Source organism: Rheinheimera soli (assembly GCF_031457405.1).
GTDB classification, from domain to species: Bacteria; Pseudomonadota; Gammaproteobacteria; order Enterobacterales; family Alteromonadaceae; genus Pararheinheimera; species Pararheinheimera soli_A.
The window spans coordinates 1-17,153 of the sequence record NZ_JAVDWR010000008.1; the positions used below are offsets into that span (position 1 = coordinate 1).

Genomic DNA, 17,153 nt, shown 5'->3' on the forward strand with positions numbered 1-17,153 from the left:
CCTGACTCCATTCCGAACTCAGAAGTGAAACGCAGCCGCGACGATGGTAGTGTGGCAGATGCCATGCGAGAGTAGTTCACCGCCAGGCTCCCAATAAATGGAAAAGCCCTTCGCGCAAGCGAGGGGCTTTTTTATTTACTTCGAATTTAGTGGTGGACCATTCGAGCAAGGCATCCCCCATGCGACAAATTGGCCGGGAGCCAATTTGGACCGCTTCAGCGGGTCCCGCAGGGACGAACCCCAGGGATGGGGTGAGCAAAGTAGTTCACCGCCCATGAGTTCAGAACCTATCCGCTTTTAAAATCCCCAAAACACCCCAGCAATACCCCCATTAGCCGCATCACACTGGTAATAATCCTGCAACCCAACCTAGTATCTGCTCAACCCATAATCAGAAGAACGAGGTTCAGGTGCGTTTATTTATTAAAACTGCGATTTTTGCGGCGATTTCAGGTATGTGTATGACCGCAATAGCCACACAGCAACCGCTGCAGTACGAAGATGTATTCCAGTTAGAGTTTGTGTCAGACCCTCAGATAAGCAGTGATGGTGATCAGGTCGTTTTTGTACGTAACCGTTTTGATCAGGTGCTGGACAAGCGCATTGGATCTTTATGGCTGAGTGATACTAAAACAGGCCAGTTGCGGCCTTTAGTGTCAGATCAAGCCGATATCAGCTCGCCTTTATGGTCAGAAGATGGCAAAAAACTGGCTTTTATTTCATCGGCTTCGGGTAAACCGCAGATCCATATTCGCTGGATGGATAATGGTCAGAGTGGTCAAATCAGCCATCTGCCAGCGACACCATCAGGTTTAAGCTGGTCACCTGACGGAAAATGGCTGGCTTTTTCGATGTTTACGCCGAAAAAAGCAGTTAATCCTGTGACTTTACCGGGCAAGCCTGAGAAAAACGATTGGGCCAAAGCTCCTGTTTATATAGACACTATGCAATACAGAGCTGATGGCCGGGGTTATTTACCTGCAGGCTATCGGCATATTTATCTGATGGCTGCTGATGGCGGCACCCCTATTCAACTGACCAGCGGTGATTTTGACCACGGCGGTGATATCAGTTGGCAAAAAGACAGTAAAGCTTTTTACTTTTCGGCCAATCGTCAATCGGACAAAAGAGCTCAGGCTCAGAATAGTGAAGTGTATAAGTTAACTATTGCTGATAAAAGCCTGACTCAGGTCACAGACCGTTTTGGACCAGACCACTCGCCGGCTTTATCGTCTGACGGCAAATGGTTAGCTTATCTGGGCTATGATGATAAAAAGCTGGCTCATCAGGCCAATCAGCTTTATGTCAAAAACCTGCAGTCTGGCGAGATCAAAGCTCTGACTGCAGATTTAGATCGCGCTATTGATAGCTTCAGTTGGGATGGCGACGGCGATGCGCTTTATATTCAATACGACGATCAGGCACAGGGGAAAATTGCTTTACAACTCCTGAACGGCAAACGCAAAGTACTGGTGGAGCAAGTCGGTGGTGGCTCCTACAGTCGTCCTTACACAGGCGGTAGTTTTAGCGTTTCTGATGATGGTGATATTGCCTTTACCCAAATGTCGACTCAGGCTCCGGCTGAACTGGGCTTCTGGCAGAGTGGTAAAAAGAAACAGCTGACCGAACTGAATAAAGATTTGCAGCTCTCCCGTGATATAGGTGAAGTTGAAGAGTTTTGGGTGACCTCTTCTGTTGATCAGCGCAAGTTACACAGCTGGCTGATATTGCCACCAAACTTCGATAAAACCAAAAAGTACCCGTTAATACTGGAAATCCACGGTGGCCCTCACACCGCTTATGGTCCTGTATTTGCGATGGAATTACAGCTGATGGCTGCTCAGGGTTATGTGGTGCTGTATACCAACCCTCGTGGCAGCACCAGTTATGGTATGGAGTTCGCCAATCTAATCCATCATAAATTCCCAAGTGAAGACTACAATGATTTGATGGATGTTGTAGATGCTACAGTGGCTAAAGGGTTTATCGACCCGGATCAGCTGTTTGTGACTGGTGGCAGTGGCGGCGGTTTGTTAACTAGCTGGATCGTCGGTCATACCGACAGATTTAAAGCTGCGGTGGCAGTAAACCCTGTGATTAACTGGTTTAGTTTTGTGCTGAATGCCGATATGTATAACTACTTCAGCCAGTACTGGTTCCCTGGCATGCCATGGGAAAAACCAGAGCATTACCTGAAACATTCACCGATAAGCTACGTGGGTAATGTCAAAACTCCAACCATGCTGATGACGGGCGAAGCAGATCACCGAACCCCTATTTCTGAAACCGAGCAGTTTTATCAGGCGCTGCAATTAAGGGGCATAGAAACCGCTATGGTACGGATCCCAGGCGCTTCGCATGGTATTCATATCAGACCCAGCAATATGATGGCTAAGCCTGCTTACATCACCTACTGGTTTAATAAATACAAAAAGTAGAATTCTGAACAGTGAATAAAAAAAGGGCCGTCTTAGATAAAGCGGCCCTTGGTTTTTTAGAGGGGTTACTCAGATATAAGCAAAAGCGTCTGCAAACATTTGTTCGCGTTTGGCACCTTGTTCAAGGAAAGCATCCCGCACAACACCCACCATAGGGAAAGGGCCTGCAATATAAATATCGTAAGCATTCAGAGATACAAAATCGTCCAGCACCGCCTGGTGCACTAAACCAGAACGGCCTTGCCAGTTCTCTGTTGGGCTTTGGACTACTGGCATCAAGCTGTAATCATGATGAGTGGCTGCCCACTGTTGTAATTCTGGCATATGGTACAAAGCTTCTTCGTGGCGCACTCCCCAATATAAAAACACTGGTCTTTTCACACCTGCTGCCGCTATTGCCTGCGCAATGCTGTAGATATAAGAAAAGCCTGTGCCACCAGCCAGCAATAAAATAGGGTTATGGCTATCTTCACGCCAGAATGCCTGACCTAAACCAACTTCTACCGTCACTTCATCATTACTTTGCAAATGGGCTAGCGCCTGACCTGAATATTGATCAGCTACTGCGCCACCAATATGCAGTTCAAGCTGATCCTGTACCGGAATGGAAGCGACAGAAAAAGGCCTTTTGTCTTGCTCTGTTAAGCACAGCTGCAAATATTGGCCTGGTTTAAACTCAACCTTCTGTTGGGGGGTCAGCAGTATCTGATGTACTCCTGAAGTTAAAGGTTGAATTTTATCGACGGTGCAAATCACTTTGGTCATGAATAATCCTGCGGCTTAGCCACGAATAAAAGGGTGGTGTAAGGTCAGATCTGACTCGGCATAAGCCAGACAACAATAGGTAAAGTTCTGCGCTTTATCCAGATCAGATAAAGGTTCAGGTGGCAGATAGGACACAGAGCCAGAACGCAGGCGGCAGACGCAGGAGGTACAAACCCCCTGTTTGCAACGAAACGGAAAGTCGATGCCATGGCGTAAAGCCGCTTCGAGAATAGTCTCGTTGCTTTCCACCTGAAAACTCAGGCCACTGGGTTGTATCGTCACCTGATGGCTCATTTTTGGCCCGGCACTTTTAGCGTAGGAACTGTTTGTTCTGCAGGCATTATGCCCAGTTCAGCCCAGATATCATCTACTTTGGCTTTCACTGCCGGGTCCATCACTATAGGTTCACCCCATTCACGGGTTGTTTCGCCAGGCCATTTATTGGTGGCGTCTAAGCCCATTTTTGAGCCCAGGCCCGACACTGGCGAGGCAAAATCCAGATAATCGATGGGGGTGTTTTCTATCAAAGTGGTATCCCGTGCCGGATCCATACGGGTGGTGATGGCCCAAATCACATCCTGCCAGTCACGGGCGTTGATATCATCATCACAGACAATGACAAACTTGGTGTACATAAACTGACGAAGGAAAGACCAGACGCCCATCATCACGCGTTTGGCATGACCAGGGTACTGTTTCTTCATCGTCACTACGGCCATACGGTATGAACAACCTTCAGGCGGCAGATAAAAATCGACAATTTCCGGGAATTGCTTTTGCAAAATAGGCACAAAGACTTCGTTCAGCGCCACACCTAAAATGGCAGGTTCATCTGGTGGACGGCCCGTGTAAGTGCTGTGGTAAATCGGATTTTCTCTGTGCGTGATATGAGTCACTGTAAACACAGGAAAGGAATCCACTTCGTTGTAATAGCCAGTGTGATCGCCATAAGGACCTTCAGGCGCCATTTCGCCTGGTTCTATATAACCTTCCAGTACATATTCAGCAGTGGCTGGCACTTGTAAATCGTTGCTGATACAGCGGGTGACTTCAGTATTATCACCCCGTAGTAATCCGGCAAAGGCGTATTCAGACAAGGTATCAGGCACTGGAGTGACAGCACCTAAAATAGTGGCAGGGTCTGCGCCTAAAGCAACAGCGACTGGAAAACGCTGGCCCGGATTAGCTTTTTGCCATTCCAGGAAGTCCAGAGCACCACCGCGGTGTGATAACCAACGCATAATGACTTTGTTTTTACCCAGCACTTGCTGACGGTAAATACCTAAATTCTGCCGTTCTTTATGCGGGCCTTTAGTCACTGTTAGACCCCAGGTGATCAAAGGCGCTGCATCTCCGGGCCAGCAGGTCATGACCGGGATTTTTGTTAAATCAACCTGTTCACCAGAAAGCACCACTTGCTGACAAGGCGCACGTTTGACTTCTTTGGCAGGCATATTCAGTACTTGTTTGAAGATAGAAAACTTGCTGAAGGCGTCTTTTAAACCCTTTGGTGGTTCAGGTTCTTTTAAAAACGCCAGGAGCTTGCCAACTTCACGTAAAGCGGCCACATCAGTTTGGCCCATACCTAAAGCGACACGTTCTGGTGTGCCAAATAAGTTGGCCAGCACCGGAACATCAAAACCTTTAGGGTTTTCAAATAACAAAGCAGGGCCACCGGCACGTAAAGTTCGGTCCGCGATTTCGGTCATTTCCAGATAAGGGTCGATTTCCATCGAAATTCGTTTGAGCAATCCACGTTGCTCCAGCTGACTGATAAAGTCACGCAGGTCTTTGTATTTCATAAGGCTCTGGCTCTGCTAGATATGGGGCTATTATACATGGCTGATTTAGGCAAACCAGCCTGCGCTTCCTGAGTGGCCTGGTCAATACGAAGCAAAACACGGAAAAGACCAATTTAATATCGTCAGGTGTTCTGTTCATCTGGCCGCAGCTGACTTGCGTTTTATGCACTTCGTCATCTAATGTGGTACATAACAGCGATAACGGAGAGAGGTTTATGGAGTTTCCGGAACAAATTAAACAACAAAGTTGTATGGACTGTTTAAGCGGTCAGTCACTTGGTTTTAATATTCGTATGGCATTCCAACCCATTATCGACTGGTCTGTTCAGGACATTATCGGCTATGAAGCATTGGTGCGGGGGCCTGAAGGCCAGGGCGCTGCCTGGGTGTTTGAGCAAATTAATGACAACAACAAGTACTATTTTGATCAGGCTTGCAGGGTCAAAGCCATTGAAACCGCCTCTAAATTGGGTTTGAAAAAGCTATTAAGTATCAATTTCTTACCTAATGCTGTTTATAACCCTGAAACCTGCATCCGCGCCACTATTGAAGCGGGCGATCTGTTTGGTTTTGATATCACTCAAATTATGTTTGAAGTGACTGAAGGTGAGCAGATTATCGATCAGGGCAAGCTGAAACGTATTTTCGAAAGTTATGCCAAGCGCGGTTTTATTACGGCAATAGATGACTTCGGCTCAGGTTATGCCGGCTTAGCCTGGTTAACCTCGCTACGGCCTGCGGTATTAAAGCTGGATATGAGTTTGATACGGGATATAGATCAGGACAGCGTTAAACAAGCTGTGCTGAAAGGCATTTTAACCGTCTGCTGCGAACTCGGCACTAAAGTGCTGGCCGAAGGTGTTGAGAGTAAAACCGAATTGGATTATCTGGTCGACGCTGGTATTCAATGGTATCAAGGCTACTACTTCGCCAAACCTCAATTGGAGAAACTGCTGACTCACGCAGAAATCAACGGCTGGCGCTAAGCTGAAAAAAACTGTAGATTGTCAGACATCTGGATGTCTAAGGTGTTCCTTATGAAAAAAGCGACTCAATTGATCCACGCTGGTCGTGGCAAAGAATGGACAGGCTCTGCAGTAAACCCGCCTGTGGTGCGAGCCTCCACTATAGTCTTTGATACTATGGCCGAATTAAAACATGCCACAGTGCATAGAGGCGACAGAGTGCCTTATTATGGCCGTCGTGGTACCGCCACTCATTTCGCCCTACAGGATGCCATTTGTGATTTAGAAGGCTCGGCAGGCTGCGCTTTATACCCTTGTGGCGCAGCAGCCATTAACGCTGCCTTACTGAGCTTTTTAAAGCAGGGCGATCATCTTTTGATGGTGGATACTGTCTATGAGCCAACCCGCGCTATTTGCGACAAGTTACTGGCAGGTTTAGGTATTGAAACTACTTACTACAATCCATTGATTGGGGCTGGTATCAGCGCTTTAGTCAAAACCAATACCAAAGTGATTTTTTTAGAATCTCCAGGCTCGCTGACCATGGAACTGCAGGATATTCCTGCCATAAGCACAGTAGCGAAAGCGCATAACATAGTGTTGATGCTGGATAATACCTGGGGCACCCCTTTGTTATTGGATGCCTATGGCCTCGGAGTAGACGTCTGCATTCAATCCGCAACTAAATACATAGTGGGGCACTCAGACGCCATGCTGGGCATTGCCACAGCTAACGAGCAACACTGGCCGCAGCTGCGGGAGCATAGTTATCTGATGGGCTATTGTGCTTCGGCTGACGATGCCTATTTAGCCAGCCGTGGTTTGCGGACTTTAAAAGTGCGTTTAGCCCAGCATGAAGCCAATGCGTTAAAAGTTGCCCGATGGTTACAACAACGGCCTGAAGTAGAAACCGTGCGTCATCCGGCTTTGCCTGAAAGTCCAGGGCATGACATTTTTCAGCGTGATTTTAGCGGCAGTAATGGTTTGTTTTCATTTGTGCTGAAGCAAGGGGATGCTAAAGCTGTGGCTGCTTTTATTGAAGGCATGGCGCACTTTAAAATGGGCTTTTCCTGGGGCGGTTATGAAAGCCTGATTATTCCAAACTTAAGTATTCAGAAACTCAGAACGGCCAGCAGTTGGTCGTACAGCGGGCCTTTAATTCGTTTGCATATAGGCCTGGAAGATACAGAAGATTTAATAGCGGATTTAGCTGCAGCCTTTGAGCGTTTTCATCAGGCGCTGTAACTACAGCACCTGATGTTACTTGGGTATATCCGTTATTGCCGTAAAAAAGATTCAATGCTTTCGCCTGTCACTTTGCCAATTTGGCTGAACAGATACCAAATGGCGACCATCAGCATGATGGTGCAAGGCAAGGCGATCACCGGAAAACTAAGAGCTGTCATTTTTGCCAGTTCTTCGTTAAAAGCCGCTGTGCCGGGAGCACTAACCAGTAAGTATTTGGCCAAACCATAGTTCAGAATTGACGACACCACAAAAGAGCTTGCTACCAGATAAGCACAGTTTTGCAATTTAGCGGCGAAAACTTTTTCCGCATTATTCGCCTTTAAACTGGCTTCCAGCTTGGTTAAATCCATCAGCTCGTCATTTAACAGAATCTTTTTCACCAGCGGGTATTTACTGCGTTGACTGATTAAAACGGCCAAAGCAATAAGGCCTGGAACAGCAGCTTCTTTTATCGCTATGTAGGCCGGATCCAACTGCAATAAGCTGATGCCACCCGTTAACAACACACTGACTACACCCAGTACAGATAAAAAATTAACCTTTTTGCTTTGCTGCAATTCCCACAAACCAAAACCCAAGGGGAAAGCCAAAGCGACCACTAAAGCCCAAACAGGCCCGAGCTGATGTTCTTCACTGAGTTTACTTAAAATCAGCGTAGGGATAACGATGTTAAAAAGCAGGTTTACTAAAAACCCTGATGACTTTTTCTTTTCTGTCTGACTCATAAATGCTACCGATGCTGCCTGTTTTATTGTAACCGCTGCTTACTGTTGCCCGAGTATATCTGATTTAACCGCTGTTACGCAGTATCACGCTGAACAGCGCTGCAGGCTCGATGGAAAGGCTGGCGCAGCAGACTGCATTAGCAAAAGATCTAAACTACTGATTTGCTGAACATTGTAAAAGCTTAGCAAGAACTCTGGCACTAAAACGAACCATTCTCAATGTCATCTTATTGATTTTATTGGTTTTTTATTGAGTTTGTCCGTTTTTAGACTACAATAAGCACAGTTTTTGAATTTCCAGGTACCAGCTATGAAAGGCCAACCTTTAGTGCTCGCTAAACTTAATGAGGTGCTGACCTCTGAGTTAACGTCCATTAACCAGTATTTTTTACATGCCCGCATTTATAAAAACTGGGGTTTGGCTCAGTTAAATTCGGTTTGTTATAAAAAATCGATCAAAGATATGAAACAGGCTGACGAGCTGATTGAGCGTATTTTATTCCTGGAAGGTCTGCCAAACCTGCAAGCTTTAGGCAAATTACGTATTGGTGAAGACACCGAAGAAATGCTGCAGTGTGATCTGGATTTCCAGTACGACCAACTGCCTTTATTACGTGACGCTATCAAACTATGCGAACAGCATCAGGATTACGTCAGCCGTGAATTGCTGCAGGAAATTCTGGAGCACGAAGAAGAACATGTGGACTGGATAGACACTCAACAGCAACAAATTACGCTTGTGGGTCTGGAAAATTACCTGCAAAGCCAAATGGGTTCGGGAGACTAAGAATGAAAGGTAATACACAGGTTATTGCAGCCTTAAACGAGCTGCTGTCGAATGAACTCAGCGCCATGGATCAGTATTTTATTCATTCCCGTATGTATCACGACTGGGGCTTACATAAACTGTTTGAGCGTATTGATCACGAAGTAACGGACGAAAAAGCTCATGCTGCTGCGCTGATTGAACGTATTTTATTTTTAGAAGGTACACCGGATTTATCCAAACGTGATCCATTGCAGGTTGGTACTGATGTACCTTCTATGTTGCAGAATGACTTAAATGTTGAGTATGCGGTAGGTGCTTTGCTGAAGAAAACCATAGCCCTGTGTGAATCTGTGCAGGACTACGTGACCCGCGATTTACTGATGACCTTGCTGGATGACACAGAAAATGATCATGCCCATTGGCTGGAGCAGCAGCTGCGCCTGATCAAACTGGTTGGTTTACCTAACTATATTCAGTCGCAAATCTAAGGCTGTTGTTTGTCAGCAAAAAAGCACCTTTGGGTGCTTTTTCTGTTTTAAGAAGAGAGTGTTGGAGCGGGTGGCGGGAATCGAACCCCTGGGAAGCTTTCATTCTGCCATTGAACTACAGCCGCAAGCATCTTAAAGTACAAAGCCCTGTGGATGCTTTGTATCAAAGCTTAAAGGACTTATCGCGTGACTCCAGAACAAATTCAGCAGGCTGCGGCCTGGCTGGCGGATTATCGCCGCCGTGGTGAGGCAGCGCCTTTATTACCGGCAGAGCTGCGTCCTGTGTCATTGGCTGAAGCTTTTGCTATCCAGCAATGGCTGTTTATTGAGTTGAACTTGCCTGTTGTAGGGTGGAAAGCCGGTCTGCCCGGACCGGATAAATGGGTACTGGCACCGATCGCTAACCTGCAGCAGGGCGAGTTATGTCAGTTTGAACAACAATCCGATCAGTATAGTATTGAGCCTGAACTGGCATTTTTGCTGGCGACTGATTTACCTGCCCGTAATGAAGCTTATAGTGAAGCTGAGATCAAAGCAGCCATTGCTGCCACTCATCTCGCGTTGGAGCTGATTATCCGGCCTTATAAAGCTGATGCTGGCGCAGAATTTCTAGATCAGTTAGCGGCCGGTTTATTTAATCAGGGTTTGTATATAGGCTCTGCTTTAGCTGACAAAGGTGTCCCGGAAAAAGTTGAGCTGGTGCTGGAATATTCAGGTCAGCAACAGAAGTTTGAAGCTCAGCATCCAAATCTGGACCCGTTATTGCCTTTGTATTGGCTGGTGAACCATTTAAGTCAGCAGGGTATTGGTTTGCAACAAGGCCAGTGGGTGATCACTGGCTCTTATGCAGGTGTACTGACAATTCCTGCAGAGCAACCTATTACTTTAACCTTTATGGGTTATCCTGCTTTATCCTTCAGAACCTGATTGCAGGTTTGTTAGCACAAAGAGAATGTATTGATGTTTCCTATTAAAGATCCTGTGCTGGTTTTTGCTTTGGTAGCGGCGCTGATGTTGCTGGCGCCTATTGTGATGGCGCGTTACCGTTTACCCGGCATGATTGGTTTATTGTTTGCTGGTGCTGTGCTTGGCCCTAATGCACTGAATGTGCTGGCCCGCGATCAGTCTTTTGTACTGTTTGGCACTGTGGGTTTGTTGTACATCATGTTTACCGCCGCTCTTGAAATTGATATGGCGAAGTTAAAGAAGTACAAAACCCATAGCATAGTGTTTGGCTTGCTAACTTTTGTGATACCACAAAGCGTCGGAACCGGCGTAGGTTTACTTTTTGGTTTTGATTGGCCTGCCGCTATATTGCTTGGCAGCATGTTTGCTTCTCATACATTGTTGGCTTATCCCATTGCCAGCCGGCTTGGCGTATCAAGAAATCAGGCGGTCACAGCTGCAGTCGGCGGTACTATTTTAACCGACACCTTAGCTTTACTGGTGCTGGCCGTGATAGCCGGCATGACCAGAGGCGAAATGAACGACATTTTTTGGTACAAACTTGGGGTGTCGCTGTCTTTGTATGTCGCGCTGATACTCTTTGGTTTGCCCTGGCTGGCTCGCTGGTTTTTCCGCAATGTAGGCGGCGATGGGGTTGCTGAATTTGTCTTTGTATTGGCGATGGTGTTCTTGTGTGCCAGCTTGTCTCATCTTGCCGGAGCTGAGCCTATAGTAGGTGCTTTTTTAGCTGGTCTGGCCTTAAACCGCTTAATTCCCCACAACGGCACCCTGATGAACCGTATTCAGTTTACTGGTGAGGCCATTTTTATTCCCTTTTTCCTATTGTCTGTTGGCATGCTTTTAGATTTAAGCGTGTTTCTCGGTGGTGTACGGGCCTGGCTTATTGCTTTTGCCATGGTGGTTACTGTTATTTCCACTAAATGGCTGGCGGCACAAGCCACCCGATTATTTTTAGGCTACAGCAACGATCAGGCAAAAGTCGTGTTTGGTTTAAGTGTCGCCCAGGCTGCTGCTACTTTGGCTGCCACTATAGTGGGCCATGAAATTGGTTTGTTTGATGAGACGGTAGTCAATGGCGCTATTCTGATGATTCTGGTGACTTGTTTCCTGGCACCACTGATGGTGGACCGTTACGGCAGGAAAATGGCGATAGCCAATCAGCAGGATGATGGAGATACCGATATACGGCAACAACGTATCATAGTGGCTTTAGCGGATCAGGCTCAGAGCGGGGAGTTGTTGGAACTGGCGCGTCTGTTGCGTGATCCACAGCATGCACAACCTGTTTACCCTCTGACCGTAGTACCTGATACGGACAGTTCCAAAGAGCGGGTGAAGCTGGCAACTGCGCTAGTCGAGCAGGCCGTCAAATCTCTGGCTGAATCCGCAGTGCCAGCTGTGCCTGTGACTCGTCTGGATTTAAATATCACCGACGGTATTATGCGTTCTCTCAAGGAACTGAATGGTTCAGAGTTGATTGTGGGCTGGAGTGAACACACTACAGCTCCAGAGTATTTGTTCGGTTCTATGCTGGAAAAATTGCTGGCTGATCGTCACTACACTTTATTAGTCAGCCGTACCCGACATCCATGGCAAACCTGCAACCGTTTATTCTGGTGTTTACCCAATCATGCCGAATCTGAGCATGGATTTATTGAGGCTGTAGCTTTGGTGCGTCGTCTTTGTCAGCAATTAGGCGTTAGCCTTAGTCTGGTGATACAAGATGTACAACAGGACAAAATAGCGAAAAAACTGAAACAGCTCAAAGTGACAGATGACGTTAGTTATCTGGTTGTGCCTGCAGAACAAAGCTTGCTTTCAGTACTGCAGGAGCATGGCGCATCTGATCAACTGATTGTCGGCTATGGCGTCCGGCAAGGTGGGTTGGCATGGCATTCGTCATTGCAGGAGCTGCCTGCCAACATAGCGGCTGAGTTCCCTAACGCAAATTTACTGGTCATTTATCCGGCTGAACCAGAAGAGGCGCACGAATAAAAAAGTGCTGGCGCTGGTGATCACCAGTGCCAGCGGCCACTTTGCATCAGGCCATAAATCAAGCCAAATAAACCTGCGCTAAAACCTGCAGTCATGCCCAGTACACACCAAAGTACATTTTTTCGCTTCACTCTGGCAAGTTCTGCTGCATCCGGGTATTGCCGCTGCAGGCGTGGGCCGATGATTTGCTGTAATTGCAACTGGCTATAGCTCAGTCCGGTTATCAACAGCACAAAGGCGGAGACCGGAGCCCAGGCGCCGCTGGTCAGCTCGTAAGCTGCTGTTAATAGCACCCCTGATAACAACACCCAAACAATGGTTTTGTTCCGCAACGCTTTTAATGCTGTTTTTTCATCTTCGTTGTCCGCTTTTTTCAGTACAGCTCTCATACCAAATATCACGCCAGCCACTGCAGCCAAAGCCCCTATCATGGCGCCACCCAGCAGCACTGCAACTTTCGCCAGCCAGCCACTTTGTTGTGCAGCAACAGAAACTGAAGTCGCTGCTGCTACAGGAGGTGCTACGCTTGTCAATGCTGCGGCTACCACAGTACTGAAACCTAAACCCGGTGCTGTGCTTAGTACCAGTTGACCGTACCGTTCCAGCAAACTGTCTTTTAATTGCTCCCGTACTCTGGAGAGTTTTTTCCGTACATTCGCATCACTTAACCCCAATAAATCAGCCACTTGCTGACTGGATTGTTCTTCACGGTAATAGAGTAAAACGATTTCGCGGCTGTCTTCCGGTAACTGACTGATAAAGTCCTGCATAATAATTTGCTGCTGCTCACGCTCCAGCAGCTCTTGCATAGACGCGGCCGGGTCGGCGAAATTTTCCAACAGGCTTTCAGCTTCGTCACCCAAGACTTTTTGTTTTATTTTGTTATCCCGCAAGTAGTTGTAACTGCGGTGTCTGGTCATTTGGCGTACCCAAGGTAAAAAGCTGGCAGGTTCACGTAGCGTGCCTAATTGTTGCCAGATATAAATAAACACCTCTTGTGCCACTTCTTCGCTGGCATCTAAATCTTTCACTATCGCCAAAGCTATGCCGGTGACCGTATGGCGGCACTGGCTGATCAGGCGTTCAAAGGCGTAGCGATCGCCCGCCGTGGCTGCCATCACGTCAGGTAATAATTTCTGTTCCACTGTAGTTAACATTTTTTATTATTCCTTTATAAAATCAGTAATTTGCGCCAACAGCCACTCCGGCTGATCCCACATGATAAAATGCCGCGCCTGCCAGTTAAAGTCCAGCTTCGCCTGAGGAATAGTGTTAATTTGTTGTTGATATAAAGCCTGAACCGCAGGACGCATAGCGTCCGAAGGCAAAGCACCACCAGCCCCTAACAGCAACACGGGTTGTTGAATTTTATGCACTTCGTCGCGTAAATCTGTGGTGAGTAGTTCTGCTATGACCGCACCTACTGTGGTTGGATCGGACTGCCCCGCCATTTCTGTGATTAGTGTGGCGTGTTCTGTACTGCTGACCTGAACTGCTATGCCTTGTTTGGTGCTTTCAGCCAGTTGGGCCGCCGTCATTTGCTGATAATACTGCTGCATCATCTTAGCCTGCGGCAGCATTTGCGCCACGCTGGTGTTGCTATCGCGGCTAAAAACCGGCGCCAGATAAGGCAAGCCATCTACTGCAATTACCTTACCGGTAAGTTGGGGGTAAGAGCTGGCGAGTTGAAAGGCCAAAAAAGCACCCATGCTATGGCCAATCAATACAGGTTTCTGTAACTGATGCTGCTGAATATAAGCGGCCAGTTGCTGAGTAACTTGTGTTAGTTTCAGTGGGCTGGCCAAAGCCTTAGTTCCGGCAAAACCTGCGAGGTTGATTTGATGTAACTGGTGATCCGCTTTTAGCTCTGTAACCAGTTGCTGCCATACCCGCTGATCAGACATCAGGCCCGGGATCAGAATAATAGCCTTGCCCTGGCCTTCTACCTGAACCTGAAAGCCTGGCTCAGGCCTTTCATCAGCCTTAAGGCTTTGACTTGTGACTATAAATGCTGTGGAGCACAGCAGAATAAACAGGTACTTCTTAAACATAAAGGTCACTCCTGAGGTGTAGTCAAGCTGCACATCTATGCAGCACTTCTACTAAGTACCTTGAGCTTTGCTGTATGTGACAGATTTCTGTATTAATATTTTTAGCCTTCTACACTTCTGGCTTTCTATTTTGTTGGTCGTTTTGTAATCTGTCAGGCTTGAGCACCAAACAAATACCCGTTAGGGTGGATCAGAAGACTACATAGAGAAGCAGTAGAATTAAACTGCAGGCAGTGCAACGAGGAGAGTGGGTGATGTCGCAATATGCTGCCTTGAGGGCAAATGTCGGATTGTTGGGCACCCAGCTGGGTGACACCATACGCAATCAGTTAGGTGATGCAGTTTTAGAACGTATTGAACAAATTCGAGCTTTAGCCAAAGAAGCAAGGCAGGGCACAGAGCTGCAGGATCAACAATTAAAACAGGTGCTGGCCAGTTTAACCGATCAGGAAATTCTGCCGGTAGCCCGTGCTTTTGCCCAGTTTTTAAATCTGGCCAACTTAGCTGAGCAGCACCATACCATCAGTAAAGCAGGCCGGGCTTCTATTGAAAAACCAGAACCAGTGGCCGAGTTGCTGCAACTCTTGCAGGATAAAGAGGTCAGCCAGGCGAAGATTGAACAGGCCGTTGCTGATTTATCGATTGAGCTGGTGCTGACTGCACACCCAACTGAAGTTACCCGACGTACCCTTATTCATAAACTAACGGAAATCGCCGCCTGTTTAGCGGAGCTGGAGCAGGATTTATTACCTTTACAGCAGCAAAAAACAGAAAACCGTTTGTATCAGCTGATCACTCAGGCCTGGCATACCAACGAAATTCGTGAGCAGCGGCCTACACCAGTGGATGAAGCTAAATCAGGTTTTGCGGTGATTGAAACTTCACTTTGGGACGCTGTGCCAGAATTTATCCGTGAACTTGATACGGCACTGCATCCAGTGTTGGGCCATGGTCTGGCTTTAGATGCCACACCTATTCGTTTTTCATCCTGGATGGGAGGAGACAGAGACGGTAATCCTTTTGTTACCGCTAAAGTCACTCGTCAGGTTTTGCTGTTAAGTCGTTGGAAAGCGGCAGATTTATTCAGTCGTGATTTAGATGTTTTGGCCAACGAACTGTCGATGGATCAGGTCAATGATGCTTTGCGTGCTGTGGTTGGCGACGCATCAGAGCCTTACCGTAAGTTACTGAAAGACTTCCGCCATAAGTTGTTGCACACCAGAGACTGGCTGACCGAAGCCCTAAAGCACGACAGATTGCAACGCCCTGACGATCTGATTTGGCATAATGAGCAACTGCTGGAGCCTTTGCTGCTGTGTTATCAGTCTTTACTCGATTGCAAAATGCAGGTAGTGGCAGAAGGTTTACTGAAAGACACCATCCGTCGTGCTTATGCTTTTGGCTTAACTTTGCTGAAGCTGGATGTGCGGCAGGAATCGGGTCGCCACACCGCAGTGTTCAGCGAATTTACCCGTTATCTGGGTATAGGTGACTATGCAGATTGGGATGAACCCGCCCGCCAGGCCTTTTTACTGAACGAGCTGAGTAGCAAAAGGCCCTTGTTCCCGCGTAACTGGCAACCCAGCCCACAAGTCAAAGAAGTGCTGGATACCTGCGACATCGTGGCTCGTCATGGCGCTGAAGCTTTATCCACTTATGTGATCTCAATGGCAGGCAAACCCTCAGATGTGTTGGCCGTGCAGTTGCTGCTTAAAGACGCTGGCATTAGCTTCCCTATGCCAGTGGCGCCTTTGTTTGAAACCCTGGCCGATTTAACCAACGCCCCAGAATGTATCAGCAAGCTGCTGGCGATTGACTGGTACAGAGGTTATATCAATGGCCGCCAGGAAGTAATGATCGGTTATTCGGATTCTGCCAAAGATGCCGGTGCTTTTGCTGCTGCCTGGGCTCAGTACAGTGCGCAGGAAGCTTTAGTGGCTATTTGTCAGCAAGCTAAAGTGCAGTTGACCTTATTCCACGGTCGTGGCGGTACTATAGGCCGTGGCGGCGGCCCTGCTCATGCCGCTATTTTATCTCAGCCGCCAGGGTCGCTTGCTGGTGGTTTGCGGGTGACAGAACAAGGCGAGATGATCCGCTTTAAGTTTGGTTTAACTGGCTTGGCAAAACGTAGTCTGGCCTTGTATGCCAGTGCTGTATTAGAAGGCGTGTTATTGCCACCGCCTGTGCCGGAACAAAGCTGGCGTGAACTAATGCAGCAACTGGCAACAGTTTCCTGCGAAGCTTACCGGGCTGTTGTTCGGCATCACCCTGATTTTGTGCCGTATTTCCGGGCTGCTACTCCTGAGCTTGAACTGGGACAGTTACCACTGGGCAGTCGTCCGCCAAAACGTAATCCAAAGGGTGGTGTGGAGAGCTTACGTGCCATTCCGTGGATTTTTGCCTGGTCACAAAACCGGCTGATGTTACCGGCCTGGTTAGGCGCTGGCAGCGCTTTGGCCGTCGTAGTGGAACAGGGCAAAACAGAACTGCTGGCGCAAATGCGGGCGAAGTGGCCGTTTTTCGCGACCCGCTTGTCGATGCTGGAAATGGTGTATTTAAAAGCCGATGCTGAAATTGCAGCCTACTACGATGAAAAGCTGGTGCCAGAAGCTTTATTGCCTTTAGGTCAGCAATTGCGTGATCAGCTCGCCGCAGATACAGCCTTACTGTTAAAGCTGATTCAAAGTGATACGCTGATGGCAAAAGAAGCCTGGATCCGTGAATCCATTATGCTGCGTAATACCTATGTTGATCCGCTGCATATATTGCAGGTGGAATTGTTAAATCGGGTCAGGCATGAGCCTGAAACGGTCAATGACAGCATTAAACGTGCTTTGATGGTGACTATTGCCGGTATTGCAGCCGGGATGCGTAACTCGGGTTAAGCTGGTTATCTTGCGTTCATAAAAAAGGGCTCAACCTAATGAGCCCTTTTTTTGCT

At 47.6% G+C, this 17,153-nt stretch carries 14 protein-coding genes and 1 rRNA gene; 9 read left to right on the forward strand and 6 right to left on the reverse strand.

Translation table 11 applies throughout. The features are described from left to right. Both rrf and J2W69_RS12360 read left to right on the forward strand, forming a co-directional pair. Positions 1 to 88: ribosomal RNA gene (gene rrf, locus J2W69_RS20695) — 5S ribosomal RNA — on the forward strand; the annotation flags it as partial. 322 nt (positions 89 to 410) lie between these two features. Next, a complete protein-coding gene (locus J2W69_RS12360) occupies positions 411 to 2,438 on the forward strand; it encodes a S9 family peptidase (protein ID WP_310278862.1) in 2,028 nt (675 codons plus the stop codon). A gap of 69 nt (positions 2,439 to 2,507) precedes the next feature. On the opposite strand, the gene fre is transcribed toward J2W69_RS12360, so the two are convergent. Genes fre through ubiD form a run of 3 tightly spaced genes read right to left on the reverse strand, consistent with a single transcriptional unit; the run spans position 2,508 to position 5,005 of the window. Continuing rightward, a complete protein-coding gene (fre, locus tag J2W69_RS12365; protein WP_310278865.1) occupies positions 2,508 to 3,203 on the reverse strand; it encodes an NAD(P)H-flavin reductase in 696 nt (231 codons plus the stop codon). Positions 3,204 to 3,218: 15 nt separating this feature from the next. After that, the gene (locus tag J2W69_RS12370; RefSeq protein ID WP_310278868.1) at positions 3,219 to 3,497 is read right to left on the reverse strand and encodes a 2Fe-2S iron-sulfur cluster-binding protein; all 279 of its coding nucleotides are present in this window, start codon (positions 3,495 to 3,497) and stop codon (positions 3,219 to 3,221) included. After that, positions 3,494 to 5,005, reverse strand: a complete 1,512-nt coding sequence (ubiD, locus tag J2W69_RS12375; RefSeq protein ID WP_310278871.1) for a 4-hydroxy-3-polyprenylbenzoate decarboxylase — start codon at positions 5,003 to 5,005, stop codon at positions 3,494 to 3,496. The genes J2W69_RS12370 and ubiD overlap by 4 nt, the downstream gene beginning before the upstream one ends. Positions 5,006 to 5,220: 215 nt before the next feature. Here ubiD and J2W69_RS12380 point away from each other — a divergent pair, with 215 nt between their 5' ends. Both J2W69_RS12380 and J2W69_RS12385 read left to right on the forward strand, forming a co-directional pair. Beyond that, positions 5,221 to 5,991, forward strand: coding sequence for an EAL domain-containing protein (locus J2W69_RS12380; protein WP_310278874.1), 771 nt, complete (start codon positions 5,221 to 5,223; stop codon positions 5,989 to 5,991). A 51-nt stretch (positions 5,992 to 6,042) separates the two neighbouring features. Next, positions 6,043 to 7,215 (forward strand): cystathionine beta-lyase, encoded by a 1,173-nt coding sequence (locus J2W69_RS12385; RefSeq protein ID WP_310278876.1) that lies wholly within the window; start codon positions 6,043 to 6,045, stop codon positions 7,213 to 7,215. Between the two features lie 32 nt (positions 7,216 to 7,247). Here J2W69_RS12385 and J2W69_RS12390 read toward each other — a convergent pair whose 3' ends face one another. Further along, a complete protein-coding gene (locus J2W69_RS12390) occupies positions 7,248 to 7,943 on the reverse strand; it encodes a VC0807 family protein (protein WP_310278878.1) in 696 nt (231 codons plus the stop codon). Between the two features lie 310 nt (positions 7,944 to 8,253). Between J2W69_RS12390 and bfr (J2W69_RS12395) the strand changes: the two genes are divergently transcribed. The 4 genes from bfr (J2W69_RS12395) (at position 8,254) to J2W69_RS12410 (ending at position 12,161) form a co-directional block, all read left to right on the forward strand. After that, positions 8,254 to 8,730 carry a bacterioferritin gene (gene bfr, locus J2W69_RS12395; protein WP_300930782.1) on the forward strand — a complete coding sequence of 159 codons (477 nt, stop codon included), beginning with the start codon at positions 8,254 to 8,256 and terminating at the stop codon, positions 8,728 to 8,730. 2 nt (positions 8,731 to 8,732) lie between these two features. Beyond that, on the forward strand, positions 8,733 to 9,200 hold the full coding sequence (gene bfr, locus J2W69_RS12400; RefSeq protein WP_310278889.1) for a bacterioferritin: 468 nt from the start codon (positions 8,733 to 8,735) through the stop codon (positions 9,198 to 9,200). A 186-nt stretch (positions 9,201 to 9,386) separates the two neighbouring features. After that, positions 9,387 to 10,127 carry a fumarylacetoacetate hydrolase family protein gene (locus J2W69_RS12405; protein WP_310278905.1) on the forward strand — a complete coding sequence of 247 codons (741 nt, stop codon included), beginning with the start codon at positions 9,387 to 9,389 and terminating at the stop codon, positions 10,125 to 10,127. 33 nt (positions 10,128 to 10,160) lie between these two features. After that, a complete protein-coding gene (locus J2W69_RS12410; protein WP_310278911.1) occupies positions 10,161 to 12,161 on the forward strand; it encodes a cation:proton antiporter domain-containing protein in 2,001 nt (666 codons plus the stop codon). Between the two features lie 20 nt (positions 12,162 to 12,181). Here J2W69_RS12410 and J2W69_RS12415 read toward each other — a convergent pair whose 3' ends face one another. Together J2W69_RS12415 and J2W69_RS12420 are read right to left on the reverse strand one after the other, a co-directional pair. After that, positions 12,182 to 13,318 (reverse strand): RNA polymerase sigma factor, encoded by a 1,137-nt coding sequence (locus tag J2W69_RS12415; protein ID WP_310278914.1) that lies wholly within the window; start codon positions 13,316 to 13,318, stop codon positions 12,182 to 12,184. A gap of 6 nt (positions 13,319 to 13,324) precedes the next feature. Beyond that, the gene (locus J2W69_RS12420) at positions 13,325 to 14,212 is read right to left on the reverse strand and encodes an alpha/beta fold hydrolase (RefSeq protein ID WP_310278917.1); all 888 of its coding nucleotides are present in this window, start codon (positions 14,210 to 14,212) and stop codon (positions 13,325 to 13,327) included. A gap of 254 nt (positions 14,213 to 14,466) precedes the next feature. On the opposite strand from J2W69_RS12420, the gene ppc reads away from it, so the two are divergent. Next, a complete protein-coding gene (ppc, locus tag J2W69_RS12425) occupies positions 14,467 to 17,097 on the forward strand; it encodes a phosphoenolpyruvate carboxylase (RefSeq protein WP_405047884.1) in 2,631 nt (876 codons plus the stop codon). The last annotated feature ends 56 nt before the right edge of the window (positions 17,098 to 17,153 follow it).

Bases quoted from the DNA above. Each gene is read 5' to 3' on its own strand.
- fre (WP_310278865.1), bottom strand. From the start codon at position 3,203: ATGACCAAAGTGATTTGCACCGTCGATAAAATTCAACCTTTAACTTCA.
- J2W69_RS12420 (WP_310278917.1), bottom strand. From the start codon at position 14,212: ATGTTTAAGAAGTACCTGTTTATTCTGCTGTGCTCCACAGCATTTATA.
- ubiD (WP_310278871.1), bottom strand. From the start codon at position 5,005: ATGAAATACAAAGACCTGCGTGACTTTATCAGTCAGCTGGAGCAACGT.
- J2W69_RS12415 (WP_310278914.1), bottom strand. From the start codon at position 13,318: ATGTTAACTACAGTGGAACAGAAATTATTACCTGACGTGATGGCAGCC.
- J2W69_RS12370 (WP_310278868.1), bottom strand. From the start codon at position 3,497: ATGAGCCATCAGGTGACGATACAACCCAGTGGCCTGAGTTTTCAGGTG.
- J2W69_RS12380 (WP_310278874.1), top strand. From the start codon at position 5,221: ATGGAGTTTCCGGAACAAATTAAACAACAAAGTTGTATGGACTGTTTA.
- J2W69_RS12410 (WP_310278911.1), top strand. From the start codon at position 10,161: ATGTTTCCTATTAAAGATCCTGTGCTGGTTTTTGCTTTGGTAGCGGCG.
- bfr (WP_300930782.1), top strand. From the start codon at position 8,254: ATGAAAGGCCAACCTTTAGTGCTCGCTAAACTTAATGAGGTGCTGACC.
- bfr (WP_310278889.1), top strand. From the start codon at position 8,733: ATGAAAGGTAATACACAGGTTATTGCAGCCTTAAACGAGCTGCTGTCG.
- J2W69_RS12385 (WP_310278876.1), top strand. From the start codon at position 6,043: ATGAAAAAAGCGACTCAATTGATCCACGCTGGTCGTGGCAAAGAATGG.
- ppc (WP_405047884.1), top strand. From the start codon at position 14,467: ATGTCGCAATATGCTGCCTTGAGGGCAAATGTCGGATTGTTGGGCACC.
- J2W69_RS12390 (WP_310278878.1), bottom strand. From the start codon at position 7,943: ATGAGTCAGACAGAAAAGAAAAAGTCATCAGGGTTTTTAGTAAACCTG.